This is a genomic window from Catenuloplanes sp. NPDC051500, assembly GCF_044454585.1.
GTDB lineage: Bacteria > Actinomycetota > Actinomycetes > Mycobacteriales > Micromonosporaceae > Catenuloplanes.
The window spans coordinates 110,055-126,274 of sequence record NZ_JBITDX010000017.1; the positions used below are offsets into that span (position 1 = coordinate 110,055).

A 16,220-nucleotide genomic window follows, 5' to 3' on the forward strand; every position below is an offset into this window, starting at 1 on the left:
GTGTCGCATGTGGACGGCCGTTTCGCGCCGCTCAATGCGGGCTCCACGTGCGACGTAATGGATAGGAAACATAGCTTCGAGGCGATGCCTTGCTAAGCGGCCACAACCGCACTATCGTCCGTCGAGTAGCCGACGCGTGCGGTCGGTATAAATGATCTAGGTGAGAAACACGGCGCGATTAACTCCAGGCCGGCTCACCACGCGGATATGACGTCTCTCGATATATCGCGATGCGCTCCAAAGAACGGGCGCCCGGTATCCAGTGAACGCATGATCCGAATCTCGAACGCGAACGGGGGAATTGCTGTGCTGATCGGTGTGACTGGTGGTGGCGGAAAGATAGGGCAGCGGGTCGTGGCCGACCTCACCCGGCACGGGCACAAGTGCCGGAGCATCGACGTCGGCATGGTCTACGAGACCCCCGACCGGTACCGCCGCGCCGACCTGCGGGAGCTCTGGCAGACCCTCGACGCGCTCGACGGGCTGGACGCGGTCGTCCACCTCGGCGCGCTCGGCGCGCCGGACCCCGCGACGACCTCGCACGGCTTCCTGGCCGAGCAGAACACGTTCGCCACCAACACCGTCGCGACGTACAACGTCTTCACGGCCGCACGCTCACTCGGCATCGACCACGTCGTCTGGGCGTCGAGCGAGACCGTCGCCGGCTTCCCGTTCCAGGTGGCCCCGCCGGACTTCCTGCCGGTCACCGAGGAGCACTCGATCCGCCCGGAGTACAGCTACGCCCTCTCGAAGTCCGTCGGCGAGCACCTCGCGCAGAACGTCGCGTACCAGCACGGGCTGTCCATCACCAGCCTCCGGTTCTCCGTCGTCTTCGACGCGGGGCGCTACGAGCTACTGCCGGACTACTGGGCCGACCCCCAGCTCGGCAGGTGGAACCTGTGGAGCTACGTCGACATCGACGACGTGGCGACGAGCTGCCGGCTCGCGATCGAGGCGACCCCACGTGGCGCGGAGTCCTTCGTGGTCGCCGCGCCGGACACGCTGATGAAGCAGCCCACCGAGGAGCTGATCCAGCGGTTCGCGCCGGAGCTGGCGCCACTGGTCCGCGAGCCGCTGCCCGGTTTCCGGTCCCTGCAGTCGACCGACCGGTTCGCCGAGGTGTTCGGATTCCGGCCGGAGCGCTCGTGGCGCGACCGGCCCACCGGGTGAGAGCCCTGCCCGTGGCCTGAGCCCGGTGACCCGTCACCGAGGTCTCCGCACCGTTACCGAGAGGCGCCGTGATGCTCACACCGGTCTGGGAAATCGCACCCGGCTCGGCAAGACCGTTACTCGTGCACGTGAACGCGACCGCGACCGGTGGCGGAGTGGCCGAGATGCTGCGCGGTCTCGTGCCGTTCCAGCACGCCGCCTGGGCCGTGATCGCCGGCACCGACGAGTTCTACGCGGTGACGAAGTACCTGCACCACCTGCTGCACGGGCAGGCCGACCCGGGCCGGCTCGACGACCCGGCGCCGCTGGCCACCTACCGGGCCACGCTCGCGCCGCAGACCGGCTGGTTCGCGCGGTTCCTCTCACCTGGTGACGTGGTCGTCCTGCACGACCCCCAGACGCTCGGCCTGGCCCCGGCGGTCAAGGCCACCGGCGCGCGGGTGGTCTGGCACTGCCACATCGGCGCCGAGGTCGCGCCGGAACGCGGCCCGGGCGCGGTGTGGCGGGCCTTCGACACCGAGCTGGCCGCCGTGGACGCGGTGATCACCACGCTGCCGCGGTACGCGCCGCCGCACGTGCGCGACCGGCACACCATCGAGCCCGCGATCGACCTGACCTCGCCGAAGAACCGGGACCTCACCGAGGAACGGGTCGCCGACGTGCTGGCCGGGATCGGGCTGACCACCGGCCGCCCGTCCGCCGGGGTGACCGTCCTGCAGGACGAGCCGCTCCCGCGGCACGCCCGCGTGGTGCTCCAGGTCTCCCGCTGGGACCCGCTCAAGGACATGCCCGGCGTGGTGCGCGCCGCCGCCGGGCTGCCGGACGACGTGCACCTCGTGCTCGCCGGCACCGACCCGACGAAGATCCCGGACGACCCGGAGGGACTCGCGGTCTTCACCGAGGTGCGCGCGCTGGTGGCGGCGCTGCCCGACGCGGACCGGCGGCGGGTGCACCTGGTCGCCAACGCGGAACCCGACCCGGAGCAGAACGCGCTCGTGGTCAACGCGCTGCAACGCCGCGCCGACGTGGTCCTGCAGAAGAGCCTCCAGGAGGGCTTCGGGCTCACCGTGGTCGAGGCGATGGTCAAGGGCCGCGCGGTGGTCGCCTCGAACGTCGGCGGCCTGCGCCTGCAGATCACCGACGGCGTGAACGGCCTGCTCGTCGACCCCGCCGACCTGGACGGCGTGCGCGCCGCGCTGCGCAGGCTGCTCGACGACCCCGCGCTGCGCCGCACGCTCGGCGAGCGCGCCCGGGCCGGCGTCCTGGAGCGGTACACCATGGCCCGGCTGGCCGAGGACTACCTGAAGGTGCTGCGGTGAGCGGCCCGATCACGGTGCTGGACATCGGCGGCACCCACCTGCGCTGGACACAGTGGTCACCCGGCCACGGCCTGGGCGAGGTGCGGCGGACGCCGTCGCCGAGCTTCTCCCGGCACACCGGGGCGACGGTCGAGGAACTCCAGGCCATGCTGGTACGGGAGATGGCCGGCGCGGTGCCGCCCGGCGGGGTGGCCGGCGTGTCGTTCGGCGCGGCCCTCGACCACCGGACCGGCACCGTCTACGCCTCCGCCCCGCTGTGGGGCGCGCACGCCCGCCCGTTCGACCTGCGCACCGCGTTGGCCGCGGCCCGGCCGGACGTGCGCTGGCACGTGGTCAACGACGTCACCGCGGCGCTGCTGCACCTGGCCAGCAGCCCGGCCGCCCGGGACCTGCGGAAGATCGTGCTGGCGACGATCAGCACCGGCATCGCCTGCCGCACGATCGACAAGCGCACCGGCGAGATCCCGGTCGACGGCTGCGGGCTGCAGGGCGAGATCGGCCACCTGCCGGCCACGGTGACGCTTGACGGCGCGCCGGTGGAGCTGCGCTGCGACTGCGGCCGGCCGGGGCACGTGGCCGCCTTCTCGTCCGGGCCCGGAATCCGGCGGCTGAGCGAGGTCCTGCGCCGCCGCCGGGCCGGCGACTGGGCGTCCAGCGGCCTCGGCGCGCGGCTGGCGGCCGGCGAGGGCTTCGAGTCCGCGCTGGCCACGGCGCTCGACGACGGCGACCCACTCGCCGGTGAGCTGCTCGGCGCCGCGACGAAGCCGGTCGCCGACGTGGTGCGCACCGCGCTGTGCCTCGACCCGGAGATCGACCTGGTCGCGTTCACCGGCGGCGTCGCCGTCGGCCTGGGCGCCCACTACCGCGCCGCGGTGCTCGCCCACCTGACCCGGGACGGGCTCTACCTCACCAGCGAGCGCGACCCCCGCTGGGTGCCGGACCGGGTCGTCGTCTCCGAGGCCGACGGGCTGATCGGCGCCGGGATCGCGGCGCTGGCGGGAGCGCCGGTATGAGCCGCCGGCACCGGGCGATCGTCCGCGCGGGCGCGACGCTGTCCGTCGCGCTGCGCCCGACGGCCGTGCCCGGCCCGGGAGAGCTGAGCGTGGCGACCAGCTACGCGGGCCTGTGCGGCACCGACATCCAGATGCTGCGCGGCCTGCGCGACGACCCGGCGCCGGTGATCGGGCACGAGGGCGTGGCCCGGGTGGTGGCCGCCGGCGCCGGCGTCCCGGAGACGCTCGGGCCCGGGACGCTTGTGGCGGTCAACCCCACCCACCCCACCGATCCGGCGTTCCTGCTCGGGCACAACGTCGACGGCCTGCTGCAGGAACGGACGCTGCTGCCCGCGACCGCGGTGACCGGCGGCATGGTGCTGCCGCTGCCGGAGACCACCGACGTGACGCTGGCGCCGCTGCTGGAGCCGCTGGCCGTGGTCCGCTACGCGCTCGGCACGCTGAGCGCGTTCCGGCCGGCGACACTGCTCGTGATCGGTGACGGCATCGTCGGGCATCTCGCGGCGCGGGCCGCCCGGCGCTGGCTCGGCCCGCGGGTGCGGGTGGCGATGGTGCACCACACCACCCCCGGCCGGGAGTTCAGCGCGGCCGGGCCGTACCCTGCTGATCTGCTGTTGACCGGTCCTTCGGAGGTCACGCTCGACGCGCCGGTCGCGGCGTTGCTGGCCACGCCGCGCGACGCGACGGTGGCCGCGCTGGAATCGGCGCTCACCGCCGGCGCGGAGGTCGTCGACATCGTCGGCGGGCTGCCGCCGGGCGCCACCACACCGCTGCTGCCCGGCGTCGACCTCACCGCCGTGCGCGCGGCGAACTGCGGCGGCCGGCCCGATCCGGCGCGCATCGCGACGGCCGGCCGGGTACGGGTGTTCGGCCACCGCGGGGTGGCGAACCGGCATCTGCTGGACGCCGCGGCCGAACTCGCCCGTGACCCCGCCCGCTACCGCGACCTGATGACCCACGAGACCGACCTCGACGGCGCGGCGCGCGTGATGCGGGCCCTTGCCGGTTCCCGCGAGCGCACCGTCGACGGCCGGCGGCTGATCAAACTCTCGGTCCGGATTACGGAGGATGACTGATGGCATTGCTGACCGGACGGCGCATGATCGTGATGGGTGGCTCGGCCGGGATCGGGCGCGGCATCGCCGACGCGTGGGCCGGCGCGGGCGCGGAGGTCGTGGTGTGCAGCAGGCACCGCCCGGCCGAGGCCGCGCATCTGACCTGGGAACGGATCGACCTCACCGAGCCCGGCGACGCCCGCGCGCGGCTGGCCGCGCTGGCGGCCGGCCCCGTCGACGCCGTGTGCTACTCCGCCGTCTACTACGGGGACCGGCGCGCCGACTTCGGCGACGTCCGCGAGGAGGAGTGGCGCCGCCAGCTCGACGTGAACGTCACCGGGCTCTGGCTCACGCTGCGGGCGGTGCTGCCGTCGCTGCGCGAGGCCACGCCGGGCCTGATCCTCGGCGTCTCTTCCGAGGTCGCCTTCAACGCCGGGCCGGGCCGGTCCGGCTACGCCGCCACCAAGGCCGCCGCGAAGGCGCTGCTCGACTCGATCGCCCAGGAGGAGAAAGGGCTGCACGTGGTCCAGGTGCTGCCGGCCGGCATGGTCGACACTCCCGGCATCCGGCGGCGCAGACCCGACGGCTTCGACTACAGCGGGTACGCGCAGCCGTCCTCCTTCGCCCGGGTGGCGGTCGAGTTGGCGGCGATGACCGGCCGGGAGCGCCACGGCGACAGCCTGGTGGTCGACGGCGACGGCGGCTGGCGGTCCGTCCAGGACGGCCTGCCCGCCTCACAGAGCCGGGTGCCGGTGTGAACTGCCTGGTCGGCCTGGCGGACTGGCGACTCCCGGCGCGGGGCGCCGACGCCGTGCGGCTGGCCGCGTCCGTCGGCGCGGACGGGGTGCAACTCGACTTCGGCGGCCCCGGCCGCGGCGTGGAGATCGACACGCCGGGCCGGATCGACGCGGTGCGCGCCGCGGCACGCGAGCACGGGGTGCGGCTGCTCGCGCTGGCCGGCAACCAGCTCAACGACGTCGGCCTGACCCGCGGGCCCGACGTCGTACGACCGCTGCTCACCCGGTTGCTCGACGCCGGGGTCGCGCTGGGCGTGCCGCTGGTCTTCGTGCCGAGCTTCCGGCGCAGCGCCATCGACGGGCCGGTCGCGTTCGCCCGCACCGCCGGCGCGCTGCGCTGGGCCGCGGCCGAGGCGCAGGCCCGGGGTCTGCTGCTGGCCAACGAGAACGTGCTCGCCGCGACGCCGGCCCGCGCGCTCGCCGAGGCGGTCGGCTCCCCCGCGTTCCGGCTGGTGCTCGACACGTTCAACCCGGTCGGGGCCGGCCTGGACCCGGCCGTGCTGGCCGGTTCGCTGGCCGGGCTGCTGGCCGATCAGGTCCACCTCAAGGACGGGCCGCCCGCCGTCGGCACGTCCCCGCCACTGGGCGCGGGAGACGGCCGGCTCGACGACACCATCGACGCGCTGCGCGCACACCGGGTCCCGGTCCGCGCGTTCGTGCTGGAGAACGACTACCGCGATGGGGATCCCACGCGGCTGGCCACCGACCTGGACTGGGCACGGCAGCGTGCACGGCAATCCACTGCGACCTGGGCGGGACAATGAGCGATACCCGACTGCCAGCCACAGTCGCCGCGGCGGCGCTGCTGTTCGACATGGACGGCACGCTCGTCGACTCCACAGCGGTCGTCGAGCGGACCTGGCGTACGTTCGCCGACCGGTACGGCCTGGACGTCGCCCGGATCCTCGCGGTGTCGCACGGGCGCCGTACCGCGGAGACTGTCGCCGAATTCGCGCCGGCCGGCGTGGACGTCGACGCCGAGGCCGGGCGCCTGGGCGCGCAGGAGGTCGCCGACACCGAGGGCGTGATCGAGGTGCCCGGCGCGGCCGCGCTGCTGGCCGCGCTGCCGGAGGGCACCTGGGCCGTGGTCACCTCCGCCGGGCGGGAACTCGCCGAGGCCCGGATGGCCGCGGCCGGGGTGCCGGTGCCGCCCGTGATGATCAGCGCCGAGGACGTGACCGCCGGCAAGCCGGACCCGGAGGGCTACCTGCTCGCCGCCGCGCGGCTCGGGGTCGCACCGGAGCGGACAGTCATCTTCGAGGACGCCGAACCCGGCGTGGTCGCCGCGCTGGCCTGCGGCGCCCGCGCGGTGGTGGTGGGCGACTGCGCCGCACCCGCCACGGAAGGCCTCGACCGCGTCGCGGACTTCCGTGACGTGCGGGTCAGCCACGACGCCGGCCGGCTGCTGGTGTCGTACGCGCAGTCGGATCGGGGCCGGAGATGACCGACGGAGTCGGACTGCACGTCGGACGGTCCGGCTCGTGGCTCGTCCGCACGCGCAAAGAGGTCAGCTACGAGGTGCGGTTCCGGGACAACGTGTTCCGGCCGGACCGCACCGACGTGCTGGAGATCGGCGCGGGCTTCGGTGGCCGGCTGCGCCGGTTCGTCGTGGTGGACAGCAACGTCGACCGGCTGCACGGCCACACCATCCGTGCCTACTTCGAGCACCACGACGTCGACTACGCAATGGTGGTGGTGCAGGCCAACGAGATGCTCAAGGACCTCGACCACGCCGCGCTGATCGTCGAGGAACTCGACCGCTTCGGCATCGCCCGGCGGCGGGAGCCGATGATCGTCATCGGTGGCGGCGTCCTGATGGACATCGTCGGCCTGGTCGCGAGCCTCTACCGGCGCGGCACCCCGTTCGTGCGGGTGCCGACCACGCTCGTCGGGCTGGTGGACGCGGGCGTCGGCGCCAAGACCGGTGTCAACTTCAACGGCCACAAGAACCGGCTCGGCACGTACGCCCCGGCGGCCCTGAACCTGCTGGACCGCTCGTTTCTGTCCACGATGGACCGGCGGCACATCCGCAACGGGCTCGCCGAGATCCTGAAGATCGCACTGGTCAAGGACTTCGCGCTGTTCGAACTGCTGCGGGAGTACGGCCCGCTGCTGCTCGACGAGAAGTTCCAGGGTGTCACGCCGGCCGGGGACCGGGCCGCGATCGCCGTGCTGCACGCCGCCACCCAGGACATGCTCGAGGAGCTCCAGCCGAACCTGTGGGAGGCCGAGCTGGAGCGCTGCGTCGACTACGGGCACACCTTCAGCCCCACCGTGGAGATGCTCACGCTGCCGTCGCTGCTGCACGGCGAGGCCGTCTGCATCGACATGGCGCTGACCACCGTCATGGCGTACCGCCGCGGCCTTCTCACCGAGCAGGAGCGCAACCTCGTCCTGGCGGTGATGGCCCGGCTCGAACTGCCGGGCTGGCACCCGCTGTTCCATCCGGAGGTGCTCGCGCACGCGCTGGAGGACACGGTCCGGCACCGCGACGGTCAGCAGCGGCTGCCGCTGCCGGTCGGGATCGGCGGTGTCACCTTCGTCAACGACGTCACCCAGGACGAGCTGAAGGCGGCCGTCGCGATGCAGCGCGAACTGTTCGAGGGAAGCACCTTCGCCGCGTAGCCGGCGGCCGACCGAAATGGAGAGGCGATGACCGAGCACCTGCGAGCCGACATTGTCGTGGTCGGCGGTGGCGCCGCCGGTTGCGTGCTGGCCGGCACGCTCAGCGAGGACGGCCGTCAGTCGGTGCTGCTCCTCGAGGCGGGGCCGGACTACGGGCCGTTCGAGGAGGGGCGCTGGCCGGCCGACCTGCTGGACTGCCGGTCGCCGGCGCGCAGCCACGACTGGCACCCCGACGGGCCGCCTGACGACTCACGCGCCAGGGTGATCGGCGGGTCCTCGGTGAGCAACGCCGGATGGACCACTGTCGGCGCGCCACCGGACTACGACGCCTGGGCCGGCCCGTCCGGTGGCGCGTGGGACTACGCGACGTTCGCCCCGTACCTGACGGAGGCCGCGCGCCGACTGCGGGTGCGCGCCGTTCCGGAGTCGGACCGGGTGGCCGTGCACCGTGCGGTGGTGGCCGGCGCGGCGCAGCTCGGACTGCCGTTCCTGCCCGACATCAACGACCCCGAGGCCCGGGAGGGCGCCGGCTGGGTACCGCTCAACGCGGTCGGCCACACCAGGTGGAACGCCGCGTTCGCCTTCCTCGACCCGGCCCGCCACCGGCCGAACCTGCGGGTGCTCGACGACGCGGTGGCCGTACGGCTCACGGTGCGGGGCGGGCGGGCCACCGGCGTGGAGATCGTGCGCGGCGGGCGGGCCGAGACGGTCTCGGCGGGCACGGTGGTGCTCGCGACCGGCGCCTACGGCAACCCGCCACTGCTGCTGCGCAGCGGGATCGGGCCGGAGCGGCAGCTGCGCGCGCTGGGCGTGCCGGTGACGCTCCCGCTGGCCGGCGTCGGGCAGAACCTGATCGACCACCCGAAGGCGCACCTCACGCTGGCCCCGGCCGAGGCGCTCGGCGCGCCGGACCGGGCGGCGTACATGGCGCAGACCCTGATCAAGGCGCGGTCGAGCATGGCGGCCGACGACTACTGGGACCTGCACCTGGTGCCGTCCGCCGGTGCGGGCGAGGACGAGTTCGGCAGGTACGTCGGGCCGATGGCCTTCTCGCTCTACGTGTTCGTGCTGGCGCCCCGGTCCCGCGGCAGCGTGCGGGCGCGCTCCCTGGACCCGCTGGCCCCGCCGGTGATCGAGCACGGCTACTTCACCGACCCGGAGGGCCACGACCGCCAGGTGGCGCTGGACGGTGTCGATCTCGCACACAAGCTGGCCGAGACCGGGCCGGTCAGCGCGCTGGCCACGTTCACACCGTGGGACGCGGCCCGGCGGAGCGCGATCGCCGAGGCGCCGGGCGGGTACTGGCATCCGGTCGGCACCTGCGCCATGGGACCGGCCGACGATCCGTCGGCGGTGGCCGGGCCGGACGGGCGGGTGCACGGGCTGTCGAACGTGTACGTCGGGGACGCCTCCCTGATGCCGGTCATCCCGCGGGCCAACACGCACCTGACCACGGTCGCAGTCGCGGCCCGGGTGGCCGCGGCGATCCGGCGCGCGGAGTCGGCCGCACCGGCGGGGGCACTTCCCGAAGTGGAGTCGATCCGGTGAGAGCCGGAATGGAGGCTGAGGCCCGCCCCCGTTTGCCTTCGAGACCGTTGGGGAAACCGGTGCGTCCGCAATCCACAAGGGGTCTCTCAATGCGTTCGGAACGATTCTCGGTTTTTGTTGTCTTTGTATTGAACGGCCTCATCGCCGGGTCCTGGGCGCCCCGCATGCCGGCGCTCGCGGACCAGATCGGCGCCGGTCCCGGCATGCTCGGACTGGTTCTGTTCGGTGCGCCCGTCGGCCTGGCCGCGGCCGCCTCCTTCGCAGGTCAGCTGTGTGCGCGCTTCGGCGCCCGGATCATGGTCCTCGTGTCGGCCGTGGCCGCCGCGGGTGTGCTCCCGCTGCTGGCGCTGGTCCGGTCGCCATGGCAACTGGGTATCGTGCTGATCCTTCTCGGCGCGTCATTCGGGCTGTTCGACGTATCGAACAATGTCGCCGCCATGGTGGCCATCCGGCACGCGGAACGGCCGTTGATGCCGGTATTCCACGCCGGATTCAGTTTCGGCGCGCTGGGTGGTTCGCTGCTCGCCGCGGCCGCCGCCGGGAGCCGTCTCGCCCTGCTGCCGTACTTCGCGCTGGCCACCGCCGGCGCGCTGATCGTCATCTCGGCCGTCATCCGGTTCGTGCCGCGGCAGGAGACCTCGCCCGAGGACGCGGCGGGCGACGGGCCGCGGACCGCGGTGCGCCGGCCGGCGCTGTGGCTGCTCGGCCTGGTCGCGTTCTGCGCCGCGATCGCGGAGGGCGCGAGCTACGACTGGTCCGCCTTCTTCGCCGTGCACGAGCGTGGCATGTCCGAACGGGCCGGCGCGGTCATGTTCTCCGCCTTCTGCCTCGCGATGGGCGTGGTCCGGTTGACCGGCGAGCGCATCCAGCACCGGTTCGGGCCGGTGCGCATGCTTGTCGGCGGCTCGGTGCTGGGCGGGGCCGGTCTGCTGCTGGCCGCGACGGTACCGGCCGCCGGATTCACCTACGCCGGGTATCTGCTGGCCGGGTGCGGACTCGCGTTCGGCTTCCCGGTCGTGCTGGACCTGGCCGGCGCGGCCGGGCGGCGCGATGACGGCACCGGCGGCGAGCGGGAGATCGGCTTCGTCACCACCGTGTCGTACACCGGGTTCCTGCTCGGGCCGCCCCTGGTCGGCGGCCTGGCCCAACTGGCGAACCTGTCGGTCGCGATCGGGTTCACCGGAATCGTCGGACTGCTGATCGGGCCGCTCGCGCTCGCCTCCCTCGCCGCCCGCCGGCGGGAGAAGGCGGGCATGCACGAGGTCGGGGCCGCGCCGTGACACCGCGGGACGGCGGCCCGCCGACCGCGGTGATCCTGGCCGGCGGGCGGGGCACCCGACTACGTGAGATCAGCGCGGACCTGCCGAAACCGCTGGTGCCGATCCTCGGCAGGCCGGTGCTGGAGTACCAGATCGAGTCGCTGCGCCGGTCCGGTGTCACCGAGGTGGTGCTTGTCGTCGGGCATCTCGGTGAGCTGATCCGGGACCACTTCGGCGACGGCGCCCGGTTCGGTGTGCGGATCGGGTACTTCACCGAGACGACGCCGCTCGGCACGGCCGGGTGCTTCGCCGAGCTCCGGCACCGGCTGCCCGAGCGGTTCCTGGTCGTCTACGGCGACGTGATGCTGGACGTGGACGTCGCGCGGCTGGCCCGTTTCCACGACGGTCACCGGGGCGCGATCTCCATGTTCGTCCACCCGAACGACCACCCGGCCGACAGCGACGTGGTGGACGTGGACGACGGTGACGTGGTCCGCGGGCTGCTGCGCAAGAACGAGCCGCGCGCCGACTGGTACCGCAACCTGGTCAACGCCGGCATCCTGCTGTGCGAGCGCCGGGTGTTCGACGGCCTGACCGCCGGGCGCGCCGCCGACCTGGAACGCGACGTGGTGCTCCCGGCGATCGGCGGCGGAGCGGTCCGCGCCTACCGCAGCAGCGAGTACGTCAAGGACATGGGCACGCCGGAGCGGTACCGGCAGGTCACCGAGCACGTACGGCGCGGCGTGGTCGCGGCGAGATGCCTGCGCGTCAAACGCAAGGCGGTGTTCCTCGACCGTGACGGCACCCTCAATCAGCACGTCGGCCTGGTCTCCACCCCCGAGCAGCTGCATGTCGTGGACGAGGCGTTCGACGCGCTGGCCGCGCTGAACGACTCCGCCTACCTGGCCATCGTCATCACCAACCAGCCGGTGGTGGCCCGCAACCTGTGCACCCTGGACGGGCTGCGGCGCATCCACCGCAAACTGGAGACGGTGCTCGGCGAGCACCACGTCTACCTCGACGATCTCTACTTCTGCCCGCACCACCCGGACCGCGGCTACCCGGAGGAGAACGCCGAGTACAAGATCGTGTGCGGGTGCCGCAAACCCGCCACCGGCCTGATCCATCGGGCGGCCGATGACCACAACATCGACCTCACCGCGTCGTACCTCGTCGGTGACACCACAGTGGACGTCCAGACCGGCCGGACCGCCGGCCTGCGCACGATCCTGCTGGACACCGGCGAGGGCGGCGCGGACGGCAGGTACAACGTCGTGCCGGACCACCGTGCCGCAGGCCTGCGCGCCGCGACCGAGATCATCCTGGGCGAACGCCCCCGTGTGCGAGGAGTATCCCGATGACCGTACCCGACGACCTCACGAACGGGGTCGAGGAGTACCTGGCCGGCCTGAAGAACGCGATCGACAGCCTGAACGTGCAGGAGATCATCGTGGTGATGGACCAGCTGCTCGCCGTCTACGAGCGGCAGGGGTTCGTCTACATCTTCGGCAACGGCGGCAGCGGCGCGACAGCGGCGCACTTCGTCAACGACTTCAACAAGGGCATCGGCCAGAACCTGCCGAAACGGTTCCGGTTCTGCTGCCTCAACGACAACGTGCCCACCGTGCTGGCGACGGCCAACGACACCGACTACAGCCAGGTCTTCGTCGGGCAGCTGCGCAACTACCTCAACCCGGGCGATGTGGTGATGGCCATCTCCGCGAGCGGCAACTCCCGCAACGTGCTGGAGGCGGTGGAGTACGCCAACGACCTGGGCGCCGAAACCGTGGCGCTTGTGGGCTTCGACGGCGGCAAGCTCAAGGAGCTGGCCGGCCGCACGATCCACGTGCCGGTGCACGACATGCAGAAGGTCGAGGACGTCCACCTCGCCCTGAACCACGTGATGATGTCCGTGCTGAAGAAGCGCCTGGAAGGCTGCACACCTTGATCGTCAGCCAGACCCCGCTCCGGGTCAGCCTCTTCGGCGGCGGCACGGATCTGCCGGACTACTACGCCGCGCACGGCGGCGCGGTGCTCAGCCTCGCCGTGCGCCGGTACGTGCACGTGGTGGTCAAACCGCGGTGGGAGGGCGACATCGTGCTTCACCACTGGTCGTACGAGCGGGCCACCCGGGTCGCCGACCTGGAGCACGGGATCATCCGCGAGTGCCTGCGGGAGAGCGGCATCACCGGCGGCGTCGAGATCACCTGCCTGGCGGACGTGCCCGCGGGCGGCAGCGGCCTCGGCGCGTCCAGCGCGCTCACCGTCGGCCTGCTCCACGCGCTGTTCACGCTGACCGGCCGGGACACGACCCCGGCGGAGCTGGCCGAGCTGGCCTCGCACATCGAGATCGACGTGCTGGGCGAACCGATCGGCAAACAGGACCAGTACGCGGCCGCGTTCGGCGGCTGCGCCGAGTACCGGTTCCACCCGGACGGCCGCGTCGCTGTCGACCCGGTCGGCCTGCCCGCACACGCGGAACGGGAATTCCTGCGCCACGCCGTGGTGCTCTACACCGGCCGGACCCGCCGCGCCGCGGAGATCCTCGACGACCAGCGCGCCGCCATCCCCACCACCGTCGAGCACCTGCACACGCTCAAGGCACACGTGACCACCGGCCGCGCACTGCTGCACGCGGGCAGGATCGCCGAGCTCGGCGCGCTGCTGCACGGCGCCTGGGAGGTGAAGAAACGGCTCAGCTCCCGCATCCACGACGACGCGCTCGACGCGGTGTACCGGCGCGCCCGGCTGGCCGGCGCGTTCGGCGGGAAACTGCTCGGGGCCGGCGGCGGCGGGTTCTTCCTGTTCCTGTGCCCGCCCGAACGGCAGGACCGGCTCCGGGCCGCGCTCGACGGCCTGCGCGAACTACCCTTGTCGATCGACGGGGCCGGCAGCACGATCCTGGTGAACACGCTCGCGCGGCCGGCAGCGGCATGAACGCCGACATCCGGAACCACCGCCTGCTGTACGGGTGCCTCGGGCTGGGCGGCGACTGGGACACGCGGCCGTACGGCCCGCGCGAGCTGGACGCCGCCGAGGCCGCGATCGGGGCCGCGCTGGACGCCGGCATCACCGCGTTCGACCACGCGGACATCTACCGGCACGGCAAGTCCGAGGCGGTCTTCGGTGAGGTTCTCGCCCGTACCCCCGGACTGCGCTCCCGCATCCTGATCCAGACCAAGTGCGGGGTGCGCCCGGCCGACGACAGCGGGCCCGGCCGCTACGACCTGCGCGCCGACCACATCGCGCGCAGCGTGGAGGACAGCCTCACCCGGCTGCGCACCGACGTCATCGACGTGTTGCTGTTGCACCGGCCCGATCCGCTGGCCGACCCGGCGGACACCGCGCGGGCGCTGACCACGCTGCGCCGGCAGGGCCTGATCCGCGAGGCCGGCGTCTCCAACATGGGCGCGGCACAACTGGCGCACCTCCAGTCCTACCTGGACTTCCCGCTGGTGGCGAACCAGCTGGAGATGAGCCTGGCCCGCCGGGACTGGCTGGAGGCGCACGTGCTGGCGAACACGGCGGAGTCCACCGCGGTCGGCTTTCCGCCCGGCACCGTCGAGTACTGCCGAAGCAACGGAGTCGGCCTCCAGGCGTGGGCGCCGCTCGCCCGCGGGCGGTTCACCGGCGCCCAGCACACGCCGGCGGAGCATCGGACGGCCGATCTGGTGGCCACCTTGGCCACGCGCAAGGGCACCACACCGGAGACGATCGTGCTGTGGTGGCTGCGCCGGCACCCGGCCGGCATCGCGCCGGTGGTCGGCAGCGCCCGCCCGGAACGCATCCGCGCCTGCCGGGACGCGGCGACGCGAGAACCGGACCTGACCCACGAGGAGTGGTACGAACTCTGGCTCACCGCCCGCGGCCAGGCCCTCCCCTGAGGAACGCGGCAGCCCCACCGGCGCGAGCCCGACGGTCGTCGGGGTACTCCTCGGTACGGCCGTCGATCATTCTCGGCACGCGCCGGGGCCGAGGCGAGCGGCCTTCGCCGGGCTGTGCCCGGCTGCGGTTACCCGTGGGCCGTCCGCGTGGCTTCCAGGTCGCGGGGAGGTCGCCCGAGCAGCCGCTGCACACCGTCGCCGAGGCAGGCGTTGCGGCCGTCGAGGAGCGTGCCGAAAAGGTAGCCGAGCAGCGCGATCGCGTCCCCGGGTTCGCCGGCGGACCGTAGCTCCGCCACGAAGCCAGCCATCGGCACGCTCAGGAACGTGCCGCCGCCGGTCGACGCGACCGCTTCGGCGCAGGTGAGCAGGCATGACCCGGTCAGCTCGTAAATCCGGCCCTGGTGACCGCCGCCTAGCAGGGCTGTCACGACCGCCTCGGCCACATCGTCGGCGTCCACGAACGGCTCGGTGACCGCCGGGTCCACCGGCAGAGCCAGCACGGCGGCGCGTAAGGCTCCGCGAACGCGCCCTCGGTGACGTTCTGTTTCAGCCAGGCCGCCCGAACCGGGGAAATCACGCTTGATCTTCGTCCAGCACGGACGATGGCGACGTATCTCTCCGTGACTGTCACATAACGAGAGGCACGCGGTGACAAACACGGAGCAACGGCCCAGACGGCACCGGGCACCCTCGGCGATCGCGGGTGTGATCACCGCGGCGGCCGGCGGTACCGCAATCCCCGAACTGCTCGGCGTCCTCGCGAACGTCGCCCAGGTCGCGCTCATCCCGACCGGCAACGACTACTTCCTGATCGGCTGCGTCGTGGTGGGGCTACTCGGCATGATCGCGCTCTTCGATCCGGGGCAGGACGGGTACCGCGACTCGCGGGTCCGCGTCGGGGTCACGATGTTCGCGGTCGTGCTCTGCGGCATCGCGGCCGGCGTCGGCGTGGCCGATCGCGTCTGGGGCGACAGGTACCCCCCGGTGGTGACGACCATCCCGTCCCCGTCCCCCATCGGGAGTACCCCGCCGAGCGTTCCCACTCCCGCCCCGACGTCCGGCACCGATACCCGAGACCCCGACCCGCCACCGCCGCGCTCGGTGCCGGTCCCGGCCAGCGCGCCGCCCGCGCCCACGACCTCGCCGCCCGGCGTCATCGAGACCCGGACAACCATGTCGTGCACACCTGCCACCTGCGAAACCTCAGAGGACAACATGACCCTCGCCGGTACGTTCAGCGGCGCGCTGGCCGACGGCGACCAGCTGATCCTCTTCGTGCATGCCCCGGACAACCTCTACTACGCAGGCGCGAGACCCCGCCCCGCCGGTGGCACCTGGTCCGGTGCCGTCCATCTCGGCAGCCCGAACGGCACCGAGACCCGCTACACCTACACCGGCTGCCTCTACCGCATCGACGGTACCTTCGCCGCCGACCTCAAGACCCTCGGCGACGAACGGCTCAATCAGGGCCTGGAATCGATCCCCACCAAGGGCACCGCCACCGAGCTGGCCTGCCGCACGCTGACCTGGAACCGTCCATGAGCCGGCAG

General features: G+C 72.8%; 16 protein-coding genes. 15 read left to right on the top strand and 1 reads right to left on the bottom strand.

All coding sequences use genetic code 11. From position 1 onward, the window contains the following. The first annotated feature begins 270 nt into the window (after positions 1–270). From ACIA8K_RS29305 to ACIA8K_RS29370, 14 genes are all read left to right on the top strand, one after another. On the top strand, positions 271–1,170 hold the full coding sequence (locus ACIA8K_RS29305) for an NAD-dependent epimerase/dehydratase family protein (protein ID WP_396064934.1): 900 nt from the start codon (positions 271–273) through the stop codon (positions 1,168–1,170). A gap of 128 nt (positions 1,171–1,298) precedes the next feature. Further along, positions 1,299–2,489, top strand: coding sequence for a glycosyltransferase (locus ACIA8K_RS29310; protein ID WP_396064937.1), 1,191 nt, complete (start codon positions 1,299–1,301; stop codon positions 2,487–2,489). After that, complete coding sequence (locus tag ACIA8K_RS29315) at positions 2,486–3,502, top strand: ROK family protein (RefSeq protein ID WP_396064939.1); 1,017 nt, start codon at positions 2,486–2,488, stop codon at positions 3,500–3,502. The genes ACIA8K_RS29310 and ACIA8K_RS29315 overlap by 4 nt, the downstream gene beginning before the upstream one ends. Then, positions 3,499–4,578, top strand: a complete 1,080-nt coding sequence (locus tag ACIA8K_RS29320; RefSeq protein WP_396064942.1) for an alcohol dehydrogenase catalytic domain-containing protein — start codon at positions 3,499–3,501, stop codon at positions 4,576–4,578. Before ACIA8K_RS29315 ends, ACIA8K_RS29320 begins: the two co-directional genes overlap by 4 nt. Beyond that, positions 4,578–5,315 (top strand): SDR family NAD(P)-dependent oxidoreductase, encoded by a 738-nt coding sequence (locus ACIA8K_RS29325; protein WP_396064944.1) that lies wholly within the window; start codon positions 4,578–4,580, stop codon positions 5,313–5,315. Before ACIA8K_RS29320 ends, ACIA8K_RS29325 begins: the two co-directional genes overlap by 1 nt. Then, positions 5,312–6,118, top strand: coding sequence for a sugar phosphate isomerase/epimerase family protein (locus tag ACIA8K_RS29330; RefSeq protein ID WP_396064946.1), 807 nt, complete (start codon positions 5,312–5,314; stop codon positions 6,116–6,118). The genes ACIA8K_RS29325 and ACIA8K_RS29330 overlap by 4 nt, the downstream gene beginning before the upstream one ends. Continuing rightward, on the top strand, positions 6,115–6,798 hold the full coding sequence (locus tag ACIA8K_RS29335) for an HAD-IA family hydrolase (RefSeq protein ID WP_396064948.1): 684 nt from the start codon (positions 6,115–6,117) through the stop codon (positions 6,796–6,798). Before ACIA8K_RS29330 ends, ACIA8K_RS29335 begins: the two co-directional genes overlap by 4 nt. Further along, positions 6,795–7,979, top strand: coding sequence for a sedoheptulose 7-phosphate cyclase (locus ACIA8K_RS29340; RefSeq protein WP_396064950.1), 1,185 nt, complete (start codon positions 6,795–6,797; stop codon positions 7,977–7,979). Before ACIA8K_RS29335 ends, ACIA8K_RS29340 begins: the two co-directional genes overlap by 4 nt. 27 nt (positions 7,980–8,006) lie before the next feature. After that, on the top strand, positions 8,007–9,527 hold the full coding sequence (locus tag ACIA8K_RS29345) for a GMC family oxidoreductase (protein WP_396064952.1): 1,521 nt from the start codon (positions 8,007–8,009) through the stop codon (positions 9,525–9,527). An 89-nt stretch (positions 9,528–9,616) separates the two neighbouring features. Next, the gene (locus ACIA8K_RS29350) at positions 9,617–10,807 is read left to right on the top strand and encodes an MFS transporter (RefSeq protein ID WP_396064954.1); all 1,191 of its coding nucleotides are present in this window, start codon (positions 9,617–9,619) and stop codon (positions 10,805–10,807) included. Continuing rightward, positions 10,804–12,147: an HAD-IIIA family hydrolase gene (locus ACIA8K_RS29355; RefSeq protein WP_396064956.1), complete on the top strand. Its 1,344-nt coding sequence runs from the start codon at positions 10,804–10,806 to the stop codon at positions 12,145–12,147. Before ACIA8K_RS29350 ends, ACIA8K_RS29355 begins: the two co-directional genes overlap by 4 nt. Continuing rightward, positions 12,144–12,734: an SIS domain-containing protein gene (locus tag ACIA8K_RS29360; RefSeq protein ID WP_396064958.1), complete on the top strand. Its 591-nt coding sequence runs from the start codon at positions 12,144–12,146 to the stop codon at positions 12,732–12,734. Before ACIA8K_RS29355 ends, ACIA8K_RS29360 begins: the two co-directional genes overlap by 4 nt. Next, on the top strand, positions 12,731–13,723 hold the full coding sequence (locus ACIA8K_RS29365) for a hypothetical protein (protein WP_396064960.1): 993 nt from the start codon (positions 12,731–12,733) through the stop codon (positions 13,721–13,723). The genes ACIA8K_RS29360 and ACIA8K_RS29365 overlap by 4 nt, the downstream gene beginning before the upstream one ends. After that, complete coding sequence (locus ACIA8K_RS29370; protein ID WP_396064963.1) at positions 13,720–14,670, top strand: aldo/keto reductase family oxidoreductase; 951 nt, start codon at positions 13,720–13,722, stop codon at positions 14,668–14,670. Before ACIA8K_RS29365 ends, ACIA8K_RS29370 begins: the two co-directional genes overlap by 4 nt. Before the next feature lie 128 nt (positions 14,671–14,798). On the opposite strand, the gene ACIA8K_RS29375 is transcribed toward ACIA8K_RS29370, so the two are convergent. After that, on the bottom strand, positions 14,799–15,170 hold the full coding sequence (locus ACIA8K_RS29375; RefSeq protein WP_396064965.1) for a hypothetical protein: 372 nt from the start codon (positions 15,168–15,170) through the stop codon (positions 14,799–14,801). Between the two features lie 148 nt (positions 15,171–15,318). On the opposite strand from ACIA8K_RS29375, the gene ACIA8K_RS29380 reads away from it, so the two are divergent. After that, positions 15,319–16,212: a hypothetical protein gene (locus ACIA8K_RS29380; RefSeq protein WP_396064967.1), complete on the top strand. Its 894-nt coding sequence runs from the start codon at positions 15,319–15,321 to the stop codon at positions 16,210–16,212. Positions 16,213–16,220: the final 8 nt, after the last annotated feature.

Bases quoted from the DNA above. Each gene is read 5' to 3' on its own strand.
- ACIA8K_RS29340 (WP_396064950.1), top strand. From the start codon at position 6,795: ATGACCGACGGAGTCGGACTGCACGTCGGACGGTCCGGCTCGTGGCTC.
- ACIA8K_RS29325 (WP_396064944.1), top strand. From the start codon at position 4,578: ATGGCATTGCTGACCGGACGGCGCATGATCGTGATGGGTGGCTCGGCC.
- ACIA8K_RS29345 (WP_396064952.1), top strand. From the start codon at position 8,007: ATGACCGAGCACCTGCGAGCCGACATTGTCGTGGTCGGCGGTGGCGCC.
- ACIA8K_RS29335 (WP_396064948.1), top strand. From the start codon at position 6,115: ATGAGCGATACCCGACTGCCAGCCACAGTCGCCGCGGCGGCGCTGCTG.
- ACIA8K_RS29320 (WP_396064942.1), top strand. From the start codon at position 3,499: ATGAGCCGCCGGCACCGGGCGATCGTCCGCGCGGGCGCGACGCTGTCC.
- ACIA8K_RS29360 (WP_396064958.1), top strand. From the start codon at position 12,144: ATGACCGTACCCGACGACCTCACGAACGGGGTCGAGGAGTACCTGGCC.
- ACIA8K_RS29350 (WP_396064954.1), top strand. From the start codon at position 9,617: ATGCGTTCGGAACGATTCTCGGTTTTTGTTGTCTTTGTATTGAACGGC.
- ACIA8K_RS29305 (WP_396064934.1), top strand. From the start codon at position 271: ATGATCCGAATCTCGAACGCGAACGGGGGAATTGCTGTGCTGATCGGT.
- ACIA8K_RS29370 (WP_396064963.1), top strand. From the start codon at position 13,720: ATGAACGCCGACATCCGGAACCACCGCCTGCTGTACGGGTGCCTCGGG.